Annotated in this window: 14 protein-coding genes; 8 read left to right on the top strand and 6 right to left on the bottom strand. The window is 66.6% G+C overall.

Translation table 11 applies throughout. From position 1 onward, the window contains the following. Window positions 1–63 precede the first annotated feature (63 nt). Together lipA and ACP3TD_RS03270 are read left to right on the top strand one after the other, a co-directional pair. Entirely contained in the window at window positions 64–1077 is a 1014-nt protein-coding gene (gene lipA, locus ACP3TD_RS03275; protein WP_426765388.1) for a lipoyl synthase, read from the top strand. A 126-nt stretch (window positions 1078–1203) separates the two neighbouring features. Continuing rightward, entirely contained in the window at window positions 1204–2490 is a 1287-nt protein-coding gene (locus tag ACP3TD_RS03270; protein ID WP_426765386.1) for an MFS transporter, read from the top strand. Window positions 2491–2502: 12 nt separating this feature from the next. Here ACP3TD_RS03270 and ACP3TD_RS03265 read toward each other — a convergent pair whose 3' ends face one another. The 3 genes from ACP3TD_RS03265 to ACP3TD_RS03255 form a co-directional block, all read right to left on the bottom strand. Further along, window positions 2503–4848: a glycoside hydrolase family 65 protein gene (locus tag ACP3TD_RS03265; protein ID WP_426765384.1), complete on the bottom strand. Its 2346-nt coding sequence runs from the start codon at window positions 4846–4848 to the stop codon at window positions 2503–2505. Between the two features lie 127 nt (window positions 4849–4975). Next, window positions 4976–5713, bottom strand: a complete 738-nt coding sequence (locus ACP3TD_RS03260; protein WP_426765382.1) for an HAD family hydrolase — start codon at window positions 5711–5713, stop codon at window positions 4976–4978. A 198-nt stretch (window positions 5714–5911) separates the two neighbouring features. Next, window positions 5912–6529 carry an alpha/beta hydrolase gene (locus tag ACP3TD_RS03255; RefSeq protein WP_426765380.1) on the bottom strand — a complete coding sequence of 206 codons (618 nt, stop codon included), beginning with the start codon at window positions 6527–6529 and terminating at the stop codon, window positions 5912–5914. 287 nt (window positions 6530–6816) lie between these two features. Between ACP3TD_RS03255 and ACP3TD_RS03250 the strand changes: the two genes are divergently transcribed. From ACP3TD_RS03250 to ACP3TD_RS03230, 5 genes are all read left to right on the top strand, one after another. Then, complete coding sequence (locus ACP3TD_RS03250) at window positions 6817–7074, top strand: DUF6458 family protein (protein ID WP_045732066.1); 258 nt, start codon at window positions 6817–6819, stop codon at window positions 7072–7074. 260 nt (window positions 7075–7334) lie between these two features. Beyond that, window positions 7335–8141: a DeoR/GlpR family DNA-binding transcription regulator gene (locus ACP3TD_RS03245; RefSeq protein ID WP_426765378.1), complete on the top strand. Its 807-nt coding sequence runs from the start codon at window positions 7335–7337 to the stop codon at window positions 8139–8141. Next, window positions 8138–9130 (top strand): 1-phosphofructokinase family hexose kinase, encoded by a 993-nt coding sequence (locus ACP3TD_RS03240; RefSeq protein WP_426765376.1) that lies wholly within the window; start codon window positions 8138–8140, stop codon window positions 9128–9130. Before ACP3TD_RS03245 ends, ACP3TD_RS03240 begins: the two co-directional genes overlap by 4 nt. A 2-nt stretch (window positions 9131–9132) precedes the next feature. After that, the gene (locus tag ACP3TD_RS03235) at window positions 9133–11184 is read left to right on the top strand and encodes a PTS fructose transporter subunit IIABC (protein ID WP_426765374.1); all 2052 of its coding nucleotides are present in this window, start codon (window positions 9133–9135) and stop codon (window positions 11182–11184) included. A gap of 65 nt (window positions 11185–11249) precedes the next feature. Further along, complete coding sequence (locus ACP3TD_RS03230; RefSeq protein WP_015935750.1) at window positions 11250–11528, top strand: HPr family phosphocarrier protein; 279 nt, start codon at window positions 11250–11252, stop codon at window positions 11526–11528. A 101-nt stretch (window positions 11529–11629) separates the two neighbouring features. Here ACP3TD_RS03230 and ACP3TD_RS03225 read toward each other — a convergent pair whose 3' ends face one another. From ACP3TD_RS03225 to ACP3TD_RS03215, 3 genes are all read right to left on the bottom strand, one after another. Beyond that, the gene (locus ACP3TD_RS03225; RefSeq protein WP_426765371.1) at window positions 11630–12061 is read right to left on the bottom strand and encodes an SRPBCC family protein; all 432 of its coding nucleotides are present in this window, start codon (window positions 12059–12061) and stop codon (window positions 11630–11632) included. 1 nt (window position 12062) lies between these two features. Beyond that, on the bottom strand, window positions 12063–12905 hold the full coding sequence (locus ACP3TD_RS03220; RefSeq protein WP_426765369.1) for a class I SAM-dependent methyltransferase: 843 nt from the start codon (window positions 12903–12905) through the stop codon (window positions 12063–12065). Between the two features lie 145 nt (window positions 12906–13050). After that, a complete protein-coding gene (locus tag ACP3TD_RS03215) occupies window positions 13051–14178 on the bottom strand; it encodes a Ku protein (protein ID WP_426765367.1) in 1128 nt (375 codons plus the stop codon). Window positions 14179–14218: 40 nt separating this feature from the next. Here ACP3TD_RS03215 and ACP3TD_RS03210 point away from each other — a divergent pair, with 40 nt between their 5' ends. Further along, entirely contained in the window at window positions 14219–16693 is a 2475-nt protein-coding gene (locus ACP3TD_RS03210) for an ATP-dependent DNA ligase (RefSeq protein ID WP_426765365.1), read from the top strand. Window positions 16694–16714: the final 21 nt, after the last annotated feature.

Raw genomic sequence — 16714 nt, 5'->3', positions numbered from 1 at the left:
GGTTTCGACGAGCTCAACTAACGCCGCCCCGCCGGCACCCACCACAAACAAAGGAAATCGATCATGACATTGGCACCCGAAGGCCGGAAGTTGCTGCGGATCGAGCAGCGCAACGCGGCCACCCCGGTGGAACGCAAACCGGAATGGATCAAGGCCAAAGTCCAGATGGGCCCGGAGTTCGTCCAGCTCAAGAACCTGGTCAAAAAAGAAGGCCTGCACACCGTCTGCGAAGAGGCCGGTTGCCCCAACATCTTCGAATGCTGGGAAGACAAGGAAGCCACCTTCCTGATCGGCGGCTCCGAATGCACCCGCCGCTGCGACTTCTGCCAGATCGACACCGGCAAACCCTCCCCCGTGGACAGGTTCGAACCCACCAAAGTGGCCCGCTCCGTCCAATCCATGCAGCTCCGCTACGCCACCGTCACCGGCGTGGCCCGCGACGACCTCGAAGACGAAGGCGTCTGGCTCTACGCCGAAACCGTCCGCAAAATCCACGAACTGAACCCCGGCACCGGCGTCGAACTCCTCATCCCCGACTTCTCCGGCAACCCCGACCACATCGCCGCGATCTGCGACTCCGCCCCCGAAGTCTTCGCCCACAACGTCGAAACCGTCCCCCGGATCTTCAAAAGGATCCGCCCCGCCTTCCGCTACGAACGCTCCCTCGACGTCATCACCCAAGGCCGGAACCTGGGCATGGTCACCAAATCCAACCTCATCCTCGGCATGGGCGAAACCCGCGAAGAAATCAGCGAAGCACTCCGCGACCTCCACACCGCCGGCTGCGACCTGATCACCATCACCCAATACCTCCGCCCCTCCGAACGCCACCTCCCCGTGGACCGCTGGGTCAAACCCCAGGAATTCGTCGACCTCCAAAACGAAGCCGAAGAAATCGGCTTCCTCGGCGTCATGTCCGGCCCCCTGGTCCGCTCCTCCTACCGCGCCGGCCGCCTCTGGGCCACCGCCATGCGCAAAAAAGGCCGCGACATCCCCGCCGAACTCGCCCACATCGCCGACGGCATCCAGGACTCCGGCACCACCCGCCAGGAAGCTGCCACCCTCCTGGCCGGATAGATTCCGCCAGGAACGCGTGGGCAACATCCGGGTCGACATATACCGGACGGATTCACTATTGGCGGCCGGCCTGATGCTGGTTGGGGGGCAGCAGGGCGGCCGCCGTCCGGGCTTAAACTGGGGCTTATGCCCGCCCCCAAAGCCTTGCGCCCGTTCATCCACCGCGAGTACCGGGTCCTGATTGCAGCGCTGGCTATCTCGATCTTCGGTTCCGGCATGTGGGCCGTAGCCATGGTCTACCAGGTAATCCACCTGGGCGGCGGTCCGCTGGAGCTCTCGCTGGTGGCCGCCGCCGGAAGCGTGGGACTGGTGGCCTTTGTCCTGGCCGGCGGGATCGCGGCCGACAGGGTCCCGCAGCGGCGCCTGATCATCGCCGTCGAGGGCGCCAACCTGGCAGTCATCGCCGCGATCAGCGGCCTGGCGATGGCCGGCTGGCTGCAGCTGTGGCATGTGGCTGCGGGTGCGTTCGTGCTGGGCGTTGGCGCGGCCTTCTTCTTCCCTGCCTACTCCGCCATCCTGCCGCGCATCCTTCCGGCTGAGGACCTGCTGGCCGCCAACGGCATGGAGGGGACCATGCGTCCCGTCCTCCAGCAGGCGGCGGGACCGGCGGTGGCCGGCATCCTGGTGGCAGCCCTCTCGCCGTCGCATGCGGTGACCGGGGTGGCTGCGTGCCACCTGCTGGCCTTCATTGTCCTGAACTTCCTGGGCCAGCACGCCCTGGCCACACGCCCTAAAGAGGCCGGCCACGAGGACGCACACCGGAAATCGTCCTTCGTCCAGGACCTGCGCGAAGGAGTCAGCTACACCATCAGGACCCCATGGCTGCTCTGGACGCTGATCTGGGCCTGCATTTCGGTGCTGTTCCTGATCGGCCCCATCGAGGTCCTGCTGCCATTCCTGGTGCGGGACCAGCTGGGCGGGGATTCGAGCATGTTCGGTTTCCTGCTGGCGGTCATGGGGGTGGGCGCAGCCCTGGGCTCCCTGGTGACGGCGTCACTCCGCCTGCCCCGCCGCTACCTCACGGTAATGATGGTGTCCTGGGGCGTGGGCAGCCTGCCGATCGCCGCCGTCGGCCTCATGGACAACTTCTGGCTGATGGCCGCAGCTCTGTTTATCTGGGGCGCCACCGGGAGCGTGGGCATGGTCATCTGGGGCACACTGCTCCAGCGCCGCGTCCCGTCCCACCTGCTGGGCCGCATCTCAAGCCTGGACTTTTTCGTGTCCCTGGCGCTGATGCCGGTGTCCATGGCGCTGGCCGGACCGACGGCTGAGGTGCTGCCCATCTGGCTGATTTTCATGGTGGCGGGCGTGGTCTGCCCCGTCATGGCCGTCATCGCATCCGCCGCCGCTAGGATGCCCCGCGACGAACTGGCCCACCCGCTGGACGCGGCGCCCGAAGCCGCCGCGTCCTGACTTCGGGGCACATCAGCCGTTGGCGAGGACCACCGGAATGCTCGCCGTCGGAAGTCCGCTGGGGAAGACAGTGGGTTCCGGTTCCGCGATGGGCTCCAGCTCCACCCTGACGGGATCGGAGCCTACGGCCAGCACCTGGCCCCGCACGTTGACGTCGAGCGGGTTCCCTTCCTGGACGGAGAGCGTGATGGCGCCGGAGGAGAGCCGGACCAGCAGCAGCCGGCCGCTGATCCTGAGGTGGAAGGTCAGTCCGTCCCATTCCTCCGGCAGGCGCGGATCGAAGTACGGCACCGGGCCCTGGTCGCGCAGGCCCGCAAAACCGCACACCAGGGAGCTCCACACCCCTCCGGTGGAGGCAATGTGCACGCCGTCAATGGTGTTGCCGTGGGTGTCGTCCAGGTCGATGAACACCGCATTGGTGAAGTGCTTCAGGGCCTCCCCGGAGTACCCCACCTCGGCAGCCATGATGCCCTGCACGCATGCAGACAGGGTGGAGTCGCCGGTGGTGATGGGATCGTAGAAATCGAAGGCGCGCTGCTTCTCGCCCGCAGTGAAGTCCTGCCATTGCAGGAACATGGCAAGGACGGTGTCCGCCTGCTTGAGCACCTGGTGGCGGTAAATCACCAGCGGGTGGAAATGCAGCAGGAGCGGGTACTTGGACCGCGGCGTGGTCCAGTCCCATGATTCCAAGGTCATGAAGTCGTTGTCCTGGGAGTGGACCTGCATGCGGCTGTCGAACGGCAGGTGCATCAGGTTGGCTGCCGCCGCCCACAGCTGCCGCTCTTCCTGGGCAACGCCCGGGTGGTCCAGCGCTGCGGCGGCCCGCAGGTTAAACCGGGCCATGACGTTGGTGTAGAGGTTGTCATTGACCACGGCGGTGTACTCGTCCGGGCCGGTGACACCGTGGATGTGGAACAGGCCATCCTTGCCGAAGAAGCCCAGCGAGACCCACATGCGCGCGGTTTCCATCAGCAGCTCAGCCCCCATGCCCTCCCGGAACGCGGAATCACCGGTGGCCCACAGGTAGCGGTTGGTGGCGAACGCGATGGCTGCCGCGATGTGGAACTGCGCGGTGCCGGCGGCGTAGTAGGCGCTGGCTTCAAGGCCGTTGATGGTCCGCCACGGGAACAGGGCGCCATCCACGCTGAGTTCCTTGGCCCGGACCTTGGCTTCGGGCAGCATTGCGTGGCGGAACTCCAGGACCTGCCGGGCGCCGTCCGGGTTGGTGTACGTCAGGTACGGCAGCAGGTACACCTCCTGGTCCCAGAAATAGTGGCCCTCATAGCCGGATCCGGTGACGCCCTTGGCCGGGATGCCGGCCACGTTGGCACGGGCCGTGGCCTGGGCCAGCTGGAACAGGTTCCAGCGGATGGCCTGCTGCAGCTCCGGCTCGCCACCGTCCACCACGATGTCGGACGTTGCCCAATAGCCGCGGTAGTGCGCCTCGCTTTCGGCGAAGATGTCCCCGACGGGGCGCAGGCCTGCTTCGGCCAGGGCTGCGGCATCGACGCCCTCGTCCTGCACGGTCCGGCCGGCGGCGTAGCTGACGCTTTTCTCGAGCCGGAAGGGTTCGCCGGCGCTGACGGCCAGCACGTAGCGGACGCTGCTGTCGTCCTGGTCCACCAGGGTTTCGAAAGGCTGGTGCCCGGCAGAGGTCCAGTGGTCCACGGCCAGGCCCACGCGCTGCTTGGATTCGGCGGCTTCCCAGGAGAGCCGCAGTGATCCGTCGCCGCCATCGAGCCGCAGCGGCAGCAGGACCCGGCCGGCATGACGGCCGGCGCGGCGGGGATCGTGGGCGGAGTGGTCCTCTACGGGCTGGTCCTGCCGGTTGATTACGGACGACGTGACGTCGAGCGAAATATCGCGGTCCGCCGCAATCTCGAGGGAAAGGCCCAGGCTGCCCCGGGATTCGTACCCCACCGCACGCCGTTCGGTGGTGGTGACCACGGATCCGGACCGGCACTGCCAGGTGATGCGGCACTCGTAGATGCCGGTGGAGAAGTCAACGCTCCGCCGGTAGTCCAGCACCTCCGATTCGGCAAGGCCCAGGGACTCCCCGTCCACCACGACGGTGAAGTTGTTGGCGTCCGGGATGTAGAGGATACGCTGGCCGGTCCGCGCGAATCCGAAGGCGTTCTCGGCGTGCTTGATGTCCCAGATTTCATGCAGCCCGTTGATGAAGCTGCCGGGAAGTTCGGCATCCGCCGCTGCCCAGTGGGCGCCGCGGATTCCCAGGTGGCCGTTACCCAGGGAAAAGAGCGTTTCAAGCGTCCCTGCGTTTCCCGGTTCGTGGCGGGTCTCCACCAGTTGCCAGGGAGTATTGGGGAACCTTTCGCGGTCCGCAGAGATGATAGCCATGGTGTTGGGTCCTTTTAGGCATGCTGTGCACCGGCACAAGTCCGGCACAGGGGATTCGAAGTGAAAGCTTGCCCGGATGTGTGCTGCCCGGGGGTGGCAGTGTCTCCGGTGTGGAACGGGGCTCCCGTCAGGGCAGGAGCTCTCCAAGGTCGTTGACCACCAGGGTTGCCCCGGCAGCCAGGAGGGTTTCGCGTCCTGCACCGCGGTCCACGCCGATGACGGAATGGAACTGTCCTGCCTGGCCGGCCTGGACGCCGGAGACCGCATCCTCCACCACTACGCACTCCTCGGTGGGCAGTTCCAGCAGCCGGGCTGCATAGGTATACGTCGCCGGGCTGGGCTTGCCGGGGATTCCTTCGCGGGCCGCCACCACACCGTCCACCACGACGGGGAAGTGGTGGCTGAGGCCAGCGGCGGCCAGTACTGCGGGGGCGTTGCGGGAAGACGAGACGACGGCGACCTTCAGTCCGCGGTCCAGCGCGGCTTCGAGGAAACGCACCGAGCCTTCGAACGGCGCGACGCCGGTGCTGACGATGTCGTTGAAGATCCGGTTCTTGCGGTTCCCCAGGCCCTGGACCGTGATGTTCGCGGGATCGTCGTCCAGCGGCCCTTCGGGAAGCTCGATGCTGCGTGAGGCGAGGAAGTCCCGCACACCGTCGAAGCGCGGCTTGCCGTCGATGTGGTCGAAGTAGTCGCTTTCGCGGTAGCCCTGGACCTCGGGGTGCCCGGCAAGGAAGCCTTCGAAGAGTTCCTTCCAGGCCTGCTCATGCACAGTGGCCGTGGGGGTCAGCACGCCGTCCAGGTCGAACAGGATGGCGGACGCGCCCGTCCAGGCGGCGTTACCCGCTGCAGTTTGTTGTGTCATCGGCAGTACGGTGTCCTCTCGGTTTACGGACTGCCGGCCCCGCCGGGACAGCCTGAAGGCGGCGCTGCTGCGCAACATGCACACAGCATCGCCCCCTTGTCCGCCCACTGCAGGACCGATCATGGCCGTAGACGAGTGTAAGCGCTTGCAAATTTGACTTGCAAATGTTTTTTCGCCGGATCGGCAACCGCCTGCAGGTCAAGCCAACACGTAATGCCGAAGGAACGCACCAACATCCGCCATCTCGGCTTTCGACATGGCATGCCCCATTCCGGGATACGTCCGTGCGGTCAGCAGCGTGTGCGCCTCAAGCCATTCACCCGTGTAGGCGGTGGCATCCTCGTTGATCACCAGGTCCGCCTTGTCGCGCCCCCAGAAGAACGGCGGCCTGGCCTCAAACTCATCAGTGAGTGCCAGGAGGTCGTTATCCAGCACAAAGCCGGAAAGGCCCACAACGGCGGCGTAGTCGCGGGGGTGGAGGCGCAGGAGGGTGCTGGCCATGGCCATGCCCTGCGAGTAGCCCATCAGGCTCACGCTGGTGTGCTGGCCGCGGACGGAGTTGATCCAACCATGCACGGTGCCGGTGACGGAGATGACGTCGGCAAAGTCGTTGGCAAGGAAATAGTCCAGCAGGAACCAGCCATAGTGGTCTCCGATGGGCATCGGCGCCCGGAGGGCCGCGAAGGTGAACTCCGGAGGCAGGTACTCGAACAGCCGGACCATGCGGGATTCATCCGTGCCGTAGCCGTGCATCATCACCAGCAGGGGCGTCCCGGCGCGCTGGTCCTCAGGCTTGGACCACACAACTGTTTCCATCGGACCAGACTAGCGAGGCAACGCGGCACCCACGCCACGACGGCGATGAACCCATGCGCCCCGGCAATCACAGCAGCACCGCAGAAATTCCCGGCAACGACTCGGCATCATTCATTGAATCGGCTATGGGTGCACTGTAGCGTGACGCCTACTATCAGCATGCTGACCAGTGGCTTTACAAGCAGTTAGAAAGACAGAGCAGCATCAAAGCAGCGCAGTGACCTAACCGCAATACCGCGCACCGCCCCACAGGAGCCGCAACCCGCGGCCAGCAGAAGGAGCAAGTCATGAGAATCGGCTCGTCAATCTTCCTTATCGCCCTCGGCGCCATCCTCGCCTGGGCGGTGGCCCCGGGACTCATCCCCTTCGTGGACCAGGCCCTGGTGGGCTACATCCTGATGGCCGTAGGCGTCATCGGCCTGATCGCCTCCCTGGTCCTGGCCTCCCCGGGCCGTACGCGGCGGGTCAGCGAGACCCGTTCCGTTGTGGATCCGAACACGGGTGAGCGGATCACCCGGAACGAAAGCCGCGACGGAACCATCTAGCCAAACCGACTGCGGTCAGCCAGGACCTCGGCAGACCATGAACCCGGGAAGCCGGGCCGGACAACAGCGTCCGGCCCGGCTTTCGCATCCCCGGAGGCATTCTCCAGGCGAAGAAAACCCCATATTGTTTCGTGTTGGTTTCCGTTGACAAACCAACATAATCAAAGATAAAGTCAAGTAACTCAACATCATGTGATGCCAGTCACGCCGAACAGGGCGCCGGACACCACAGCACCAGCAAGCTACGCAACGGAGGGTACGTGTTCGCCGAGGAACGCCAGCAGAAGATTGCCGAGCTTGTTGCCGGCAGCGGCCGGGTCAGCGTGACCCTGCTGGCTGAGCGCTTCCGCATCACCACCGAAACCGTCCGCCGGGACCTCGCCGCCCTCGAGAGCGCCGGCACCGTCCGCCGCGTGCACGGCGGGGCGGTTGCGGCAGACCGCTTCAGCACCACCGAGGAAAGCGTCACCGAACGTGCCATCCGCCAGCCGGACCAGAAGAGCCGCATCGCCGAGGCCGCCCTCGCGCTCATCCCCCGCAACTCCCCCGGCAGCGTCCTGATCGACGGCGGAACCACCACCGAAGTCCTGGCCGACATGCTGGCCCGGCGCACGGCCGCCGAACTTTCCGAATCCGGTGCCGCCGGCACCGAACTGGTGGCCATCACCCACGCCGTACCCATTGCCGGCAAGCTCTCCAGCGTCCCCGGCATCGCGCTGCACATCCTGGGCGGCCGGGTCCGCGGCATCACCCAGGTGGCCGTCGGCCAGGCCACGGTGGACGCAGCGGCTCGGATCCGCCCGGATATTGCCTTCGTGGGGACCAACGGCATCCACCCCACCTTTGGACTCAGCACTCCCGATCCTGAAGAAGCCGCAGTGAAGGCTGCCTTCGTCCACTCGGCACGCCGCATCGTGGTGCTGGCCGATTCCTCCAAACTGGACGCGGAGACGCTGGTCCAGTTCGCCTCCCTGAAAGACCTGGACACCTTGATTACAGACAGCGAACCCAGCCCCGAACTCGCCGCAGCCTTGGAAGAGGCCGATGTTGACGTGGTGATCGCATGATCGTCACGTTCACGGCCAACCCCAGCCTGGACCGCACCGTCGCCCTGCCCGGACCCCTGGAGCGCGGCGAAGTGCAGCGCGCTGTGTCCGTCACCCAGGAATCGGGCGGCAAGGGCGTCAACGTGTCCCGGGCGCTGGTGGCCTCCGGCCTCGAGTCCCTGGCCGTCCTGCCCGGCGCGGACAGCGATCCCGTACTGGCCGGCCTGCGCGCCGGCGCCGTGCCCTTCGTGTCGCTGCCCATTGACGAACCGCTGCGCACCAACGTTGCCCTCACCGAACCCGGCGGGGTCACCACCAAGATCAACGAACCCGGGCCCGTCCTCGATGACAACCAGCAGGAGGCGCTGCTGAAGCTGCTGCTGGAAAGCTCCCGGGGTGCCGGCTGGGTGGTCCTGGCAGGTTCGCTGCCGCCGGGCTTCCCATCAGATTTTTACGCGACGGCGGCCCGCCGCCTGCGTTCAGCTGCCGACGGCGAGCCCTCAGGGCACATGCCACTGATCGCCGTCGACTCGTCCGGCCAGCCACTCGCCGCCGCCCTGACCGGCGGCGCGGAGGGCATGCCGGATCTTTTGAAGCCCAACGCCGAGGAACTGGCGGAACTGGCTGCTGCAGCCGGGTTCGCCACGGCCGCCGCTGACGAACTGGAAGCGGACCCGGCGGCTGCCGCCGAGGCCGCGTCCGCCGTCGTGCGTTCCGGTGTGGGTGCTGTGCTGGCAACTCTCGGTTCCAAGGGAGCTGTCCTCGTAACGGCCGAGGGCGCGTGGCTGGCCACGCATCCGCCGGTCGCCGCAGTGAGCACGGTGGGTGCGGGAGATTCCGCACTGGCCGGCTACCTGCTCGCCCACAGCCAGGGCGCCGCCCCGGCTGACTGCCTGCGTCAGGCGGTGGCCCATGGAGCCGCCGCCGCCTCCCTGCCCGGTTCAACGGTTCCGGCAGTGCACCAAACCACCCCGGAAGCCGTAACCATCACGGCCCTTCGAAAGGATTGACAGTGACTCAGCTCATCACCACGGAACTGGTCGAGCTCGACCGGAACCTGGGCAACGACCCCGAGGCGGTGATCCGGCACCTGGCAAGCAAGGTTGCTGCCACCGGACGCGCAACAGAGGTTGAAGGCCTCTTTGCCGACGCCTACGCCCGCGAACAGAAGACCGCCACCGGCATTCCCGGCGGCATCGCCATCCCGCACTGCCGCTCCGCTGCGGTGGTCGAGCCCACCCTGGCCATGGCCCGCCTGTCTCCCAAGGTGGACTTCGGCGCCAAGGACGGCCCCGCGGACCTCGTGTTCTTCATCGCCGCTCCGGACGGCGCCGACCAGGCCCACCTGAAGCTGCTCTCCAAGCTGGCCCGGTCCCTCATTAAAAAGGACTTCACGGCTGCACTCCGCAACGCCTCCTCCGAGGCAGAGATCGTGGAACTGGTGGACGGCGCCCTCGCCGACAAGCCGGCCGCACACGCTGCTGCACCGGCTGAAACGGTCGCCGCGGGCGCTGCTGCAAGCTCGGTTCCGGCCGGCTCAGCCACCGCTTCCGCAGGCTCAACCGCCCGCACCCGCCGCATCGTGGCCGTCACCGCCTGCCCCACCGGCATCGCCCACACCTACATGGCGGCCGATTCCCTCGTGGCTGCCGCCCAGGAAGCCGGCGTGGACCTGCAGGTGGAAACCCAGGGTTCTTCCGGTGCCAAGCCGCTGGACCCCGCCGTCATCGCAGCAGCAGACGCCGTGATCTTCGCCGTCGACGTGGACGTCCGCGGCAAGGAGCGCTTCGCCGGCAAGCCGGTGATCAACGCCCCCGTCAAGCGCGGCATCGACGAGCCCGCCAAGATGGTCCAGGAAGCCCTGGCCGCCGCGGACGATCCCCACGCACGCCGCGTTCCGCACTACGGTGCCGAGGAACAGGCCGAGCAGGCGGCCGCCGAAAAAGGCGAGCACATCGGCCAGAAGCTGAAGCGGGCACTCCTCACCGGCGTCAGCTACATGATCCCGTTCGTTGCCGGCGGTGGCCTGCTGATCGCCCTCGGGTTCCTGCTGGGCGGCTACGACATCACCGGCGTGGCGGACAAGGTGGTGCTGGAAAACAGCTTCGCCAACCTCCCCGAAGGCGGCCTGGCCATTTACCTGGGCGCTGTATTCTTCAAGATCGGCGCCCTGTCCATGGGCTTCCTGGTCCCTGCGCTGGCCGGCTACATCGCCTACGCCATCGCTGACCGCCCGGGCATCGCACCCGGTTTCGTGGCTGGCGCAGTTTCCGGATTCATGGGCGCCGGGTTCCTCGGCGGCATCGTGGGCGGCCTGCTGGCCGGCTACATCGCGCACCTGATCGGCACCTGGCAGGTGGCCCGCTGGCTGCGTGGCCTCATGCCGGTGGTCATCATCCCGCTGCTGGCTTCCATCGTGGCTTCGGGCCTCATGTTCCTGGTCCTCGGCGGACCCATCGCGGGCCTCACCACCGCACTCAACAGCTGGCTGTCCGGCATGACCGGTGCTTCCGCTGTGGTCCTGGGCATCATCCTGGGCCTCATGATGTGCTTCGACCTGGGCGGCCCGGTCAACAAGGTGGCTTACGCGTTCGCCGTTGCCGGCCTGAGCGCCGGCAGCGCCACCAACCAGGCACCGTGGCAGATCATGGCCACCGTCATGGCAGCGGGCATGGTTCCGCCGCTGGCGATGGCCCTGGCCACCGTCCTGGACAAGAAACTCTTCAGCCTGGCTGAACGCGAAAACGGCAAGGCAGCCTGGCTGCTGGGCGCTTCCTTCATCTCCGAAGGCGCCATCCCGTTCGCCGCTGCCGACCCGCTGCGGGTCATCCCCGCCAGCATGCTGGGCGGTGCACTCACCGGTGCCCTCACCATGGCCTTCAACGTCACGTCGCAGGCACCCCACGGCGGTATCTTCGTGTTCTTCGCCATCGGCAATGTGCTGATGTTCATCGTTTCGATCATCGCCGGCACGGTGGTCAGTGCACTGGCTGTGGTGGCGCTGAAGCGCTGGGCAGTGAAGAAGTCGGTTGATACGGTTGAACCGGTTCCCGTAACCGTCTGATCCGGCCCACCGACACAAACTCACGGCGCTGAACTGTCAGCTCGCCGAAAGACAAAGGAGCAACAATGCCAGAACGCACCGCCACCGTCGCCAGCCGCGTGGGCCTGCACGCCCGTCCCGCCGCCATCTTTGCCGAGGCAGCCGGCGAGTTCGACCTGGACATCACCATCGCCCGTGAAGGCGAGCCCGCCGACGAGGCCATGGATGCGGCCAGCATCCTGTCCCTCATGAGCCTGGGCGCCTCACACGGCGACGTCGTGGTGCTCCGCGCCGAGGGTGCAGGCGCCGACGACGCCCTGGAACGCCTGGTGCAGATCCTGGAAACGGACCACGACGCCGAGTAGCAAGCAGGCTGCCCGGCAGCCGGACTAAGCTAAGCGGCCGCCGTCGCGCCTTCCCCTCGAGGGAACGGCACGACGGCGGCCGCTGGCTTTAATCGTCAGGGTCACCCCCGTTCGGCGATGGATTTCACGTCGGCCACGAGCTTGTCCCACATGCCCTTCGAGTGGCTTGCCGCCTCTTCGCTCGGGTTGTTGTCCTGGGTAAGCGTGAGGTGGGTCCCGCCGTCGCGGTCCTGCAGCGTCCAGGTCAGTGTGTGGTAGTTCTCCGGGACGTCCTCCCCGCCGCTGAGGGCGCTGAAGTGGGTGTGCACCAGTTTCCGGCCAGGAACCGCCTCCAGCACCTTGCCCTTGTCCTGGTACGGTTTGCCTTCCCATTCGCCGCTCCAGGTGATGGGGCTTCCCTCTGCCCAGTCTGTTTCCAGTACTGCCCCGAGCATGAATTCCCTGGCCGCCGCCGGGTCCGTGATGACGTTCCAGACGCGGTCCGGCGGGGCGTCTATGGTGGTGCTGGATGTTGCCGTGAAGTCTCCTGGCATGTCAGGCCTTCCTCGCGGTGAACAGCAGGTATTCCCACTCCATTTGGAACGGGGTGTCGCCGTGGGCGTCGCCAAATGAGTCGGCGAGGTCAGTCAGCGCCTGGTCCAGTTCCCTGACTTTGTCCGCGTCGGCGCCGATGTACTTGTAGACGGCGATGGTGGGGCCGTAGTGGGATTTGAAGTAGCGGACAAAGTCGCCGGGCTGGTGGAAACTCCGCACCGCCAGGGCCTGCTTGCGGACTGTCACGTCGGTGACCCTGTCCCCCAGCAGTTCGCGGACGTGCTCTTCGTTCCCCCAGAGCGGTGCCGGCTGGGCCCCTGGCGGTGGCGGCGGGGCGAAGGGCTTCATGGTGGCGAACATCCGGCCCACGAAACCCTCCGGGGTCCAGCTGAGCAGCCCGATATTCCCGCCGGGTTTGCAGACGCGGAGCATCTCATCCGCCGCCGCCTGGTGCCGCGGCGCGAACATGGTACCCAGGCAGGACATTACGACGTCGAACGCGGCGTCGTCGAACGGCAGCGCCTCGGCGTCGGCTTCTTTCCATTCCAGGCTGACGCCACGGTTGCCGGCTTCGCGCCGTCCGGCTTCGAAGAGCTCCGGCGTGAGGTCCGAGGCCACCACCTTGGCACCCATCATGGCCGCGGGGATAGCCGCGTTCCCTGACCCGGCGGCCACGTCCAGCACCCGGTGGCGGGAACGGACGCCGCATGCTTCCACCAGGATGGCGCCCAACTCCAGGAGTAATTCATCCGCCAGCGCCGGGTAGTCGCCGGACGCCCACATGGCACGGTGCTTCTGTTTAAGCGCCCGGTCCGCCTCGGCCGCATCGGTCTGGTCATTCATGGTCCGCGCTCCTCATCGAGCCGTTGGGTTCAGCGCGCTGCGGGCACAGCGGGCGCTGCGATGCGACTCATTCTGGCCGCGCGGGCACCGGCTGTAAAGGTGGTCCGGCTATTTGCAGGGGCGGCGGCTACGGCCCCGCGCCTGCCTACGCTGGCTTGCGTGCCCTGGTGGTGGCCTTAGCGGCGGGTTTTTCGGTGCTCTTGGACGCGGCCGCCTTGCTCCCGGTGGATTTGGCGGCGGCTGTCTTTGCAGCAGTGCCCGTGGACTTCGCTGCGGTGCTCCGGGTTGAAGTGCCCTTGGCTGCAGTGCTCTTGGACGCCGTGGCCTTGGACGTTGATGTCTTCGAAGCGGCGGCAGTCTCCGTTCCTGACGACCGTGAGCCGGAGGACCTCCGCGCGGGCCTGGCGGGCTTATCCCCATCCTCCGACCCGCCGTCGTCGGAGTCTTCCTCCTGGGAATCGGCTCCGCCCGTGGCCGCTGCCGCCCCGCCGCGTTTCCGGTCGAGGCTGCGCTTCAGGGCCTCCATCAGGTCGATGACCTCGCCCTTGCCGCCGTCGCCCGCTTCCACGCCGAACGTTTCATCAGTGTCCAGGGACTCGCCCTGCTCCAGCTTTGCGTCGATCAGCTTCCGCAGCTGCACCTGGTAGTCGTCGGTAAAGGACTCCGGTTCAAAGTCCGCGGCCATCGATTCGACCAGCGCTGCGGACATGTCGCGTTCCTGGGCCGAGATTTTGATGGCGGTATCCAGCGCGGGGAAGTTCGCCTCACGCACCTCGTCCGGCCATAGCAGGGACTGCAGCACCAGGACGTCATCCTTGATCCGCAGCGCCCCCAGGCGGGTCTTCTCGCGCAGGGCGTACTGGACGATGGCCACCCTGTCAGTGTCCTCGAGGGCCCTGCGCAGCAGCACGTAGGCTTTGGGCGACTTGGAGTCCGGTTCCAGGTAATAGCTCTTCTCGAACATCATCGGTTCGAGCTGCTCGGAGGGGACGAACTGCACCACTTCGATTTCGTGGCTGTTCTCCGCCGGGATGGCCTTGAGCTCATCCTTGGACAGCACCACCGTGCGGCCGTCCTCCTCAAAGGCCTTCTCGATGTCCGAGTAGTCGATCACCTGCCCGCAGACCTCGCAACGGCGCTGGTAGCGGATCCTTCCACCGTCGGCGTTGTGGACCTGGTGCAGACTGATGTCATGATCCTCTGTGGCGCTGTAGACCTTGACGGGCACGTTGACCAGCCCAAATGCGATGGCACCCTTCCAGATGGCTCTCATCACTACAGTCAACAGCACACCGGGCCGGAGGTGAAGACCCATGGCTTCTAAGGAACGTGTCCGCGTGGCCGGGCGGGAGCTGACGCTGACCAACCTGGACAAAATCATCTACCCGGAAACCGGAACCACCAAGGCAGATGTGCTGGCCTACTACGCCGCGGTGGCCCATGTCCTCATCCCCGCCGCGGCCAACCGGCCCGCCACCCGGAAACGGTGGGTCAACGGCGTCGGCACCGCAGGGAAGCCCGGCGAAGTCTTCTTCCAAAAGAACCTGGAGGACTCGGCCCCGGAATGGCTTCCCCGCGCTGCCATCACCCACAAGGACCGGACCATCCACTACCCGATGGTCAACGACCCCGCCGTCCTCACCTGGTTCGGGCAGATCAACTCCCTCGAAATCCACGTGCCCCAGTGGCGGGTGGATGCGCAGGGCCACCAGCTGAACCCGGACCGGCTGGTCCTTGACCTGGACCCCGGCGATGGCGCCGGCCTCGCCGAATGCCGTGAAGTGGCGTTGCTGGCCCGCGCCATCCTGCAGGACGTGGGCCTGGACCCGGTCCCCGTCACCAGCGGCAGCAAGGGCATCCACTTATACGCGCCCCTGGATGGCACGCAGACCTCGGACCAGATCTCCGAGTTCGCCCGGGAACTGGCGCGCGCCCTGGAATCCGACCACCCGGACCTCGCCGTCAGCGACATGAAGAAGACCCTCCGCAAGGGCAAGGTCCTGGTGGACTGGAGCCAGAATAACGCCGCGAAAACCACCATCGTGCCTTACTCCCTGCGCGGCCGGCCCACCCCCATGGTTGCGGCGCCGCGGACGTGGCGGGAAATCAGCTCCCCCAGGCTCAAGCACCTCGACTACCGCGAGGTGCTGCGTCGGGTGCAGGAGGGCAAGGACCCGTTCGCCGCCGTCGTCCGCGCAGCCGGAACGCTGGACGACAGCGAGCGCGGCGCAGGCACAGCTCAGGACCGCACGCACCACGGCGGGAATCCCCGCCTGGTGAAGTACCGTGCGATGCGCGACCCCGCAGCCACGCCTGAGCCGTTCAGTGGCGCCCCGCGCGGCGGCGATGCCTTCGTGATTCAGGAACACCACGCCAGCCGCCTGCACTGGGACCTCAGGCTGGAGCACGAGGGTGTCCTGGCATCCTGGGCGCTGCCCAAGGGTGTGCCGGAGTCGGGCGGCAAGAACCACCTGGCCGTCCAGACCGAGGACCACCCAATGGACTACCTCACCTTCCACGGCACCATTCCCAAGGGCGAGTACGGTGCCGGCGAGATGACCATCTGGGACACCGGCACCTATGAGCTGCACAAGTGGATCAACGGTAAGGAGGTGATCGTTACCCTCACCGGCTCCGAGGACGGCGGGCTGGGCGGCACCAGGAAAGTAGCCCTCATCCATACCGGCCGCGGCCAGGGCAGCGACGCCGAGAAGCAGTGGCTGATCCACCTGATGGACAAGGAGGACCAGGGCGCACGACGGCGGCACGCGCCTTCGCCAGCGGAGCCTGCGGACAGTGCCGAAGAAGTGGGCAGTGCCGAGCATGTTTCCCCCGACGAATTCGGCCCCATGATGGCCACCGCCGGGGTGCCTGCAGACCTCATGGGCAGCGACTGGCAGGTTGAACTCAAATGGGACGGGGTACGCGCCATCCTCGTGGCAGATGAGGCCACGGTGCGGATCTTCAGCCGCAACGGCAACGACGTCACCAAGACTTACCCCGAGCTAACGGACCGACGGTGCTGGCCGGAGCAGCCGTTCGTGGCCGACGGTGAGATCATCGCCGTCGGGCCATCCGGCAGGCCGGACTTCGGCCTGCTGCAGGGCAGGATGAAACTCACCCGGGCCGCCGACGTCGCCAAAGCGCAGGAAACCATTCCCGTCCGGCTGATGCTTTTCGACCTCCTGTACAACGGCGGCACAGATCTCCGGCGGCTACCGCTCAGCAAGCGGCGCGAACGGCTTGAAGAGTTCTTCCGGCCCTCGGACTGCCCAGTGGAACTGTCCATGGTGCTGGAGGATCCCGTGGAACACATCATGGACAGCGCACGGGAGCTGGGGCTCGAGGGCGTGATGGCCAAGCGCACGGACAGCCGTTACGTCAGCGGACAGCGCACCCGGACCTGGATCAAGCTCAAGACGGAGCGCACCCAGGAAGTGGTGGTGGGCGGCTGGCGCCCGGGCAAGGGCGGCCGCCAGGAAACCGTGGGATCGCTGCTGGTGGGCATCCCCGACGGCAACAAACTCCAGTATGTAGGCCGGGTGGGCAGTGGGTTCAGTGGCCGCGAACTGGCCGAACTGCGGCAGACCGTGGAGCAGTTGGCACGGAAAACGTCGCCTTTCCACGAGGTCCCCCGGCCTGACTCCTCGGACGCGCACTGGGTCACGCCGCAACTCGTGGGTGAGGTGACCTACGGGGAGTGGACAGGCCCGGGACGGTTGCGGCATCCCCGGTGGCGGGGATGGCGGCTGGACAAGGACCCGTCAGAGGTTGTCCGGGAGGGCTGACGGGTCCTTTGCCAGCTGGTG

It is taken from the genome of Pseudarthrobacter sp. 1G09 (assembly GCF_050038305.1).
Taxonomy (GTDB): domain Bacteria; phylum Actinomycetota; class Actinomycetes; order Actinomycetales; family Micrococcaceae; genus Arthrobacter; species Arthrobacter equi.
This window is presented reverse-complemented; position numbering and strand designations above follow the sequence as displayed.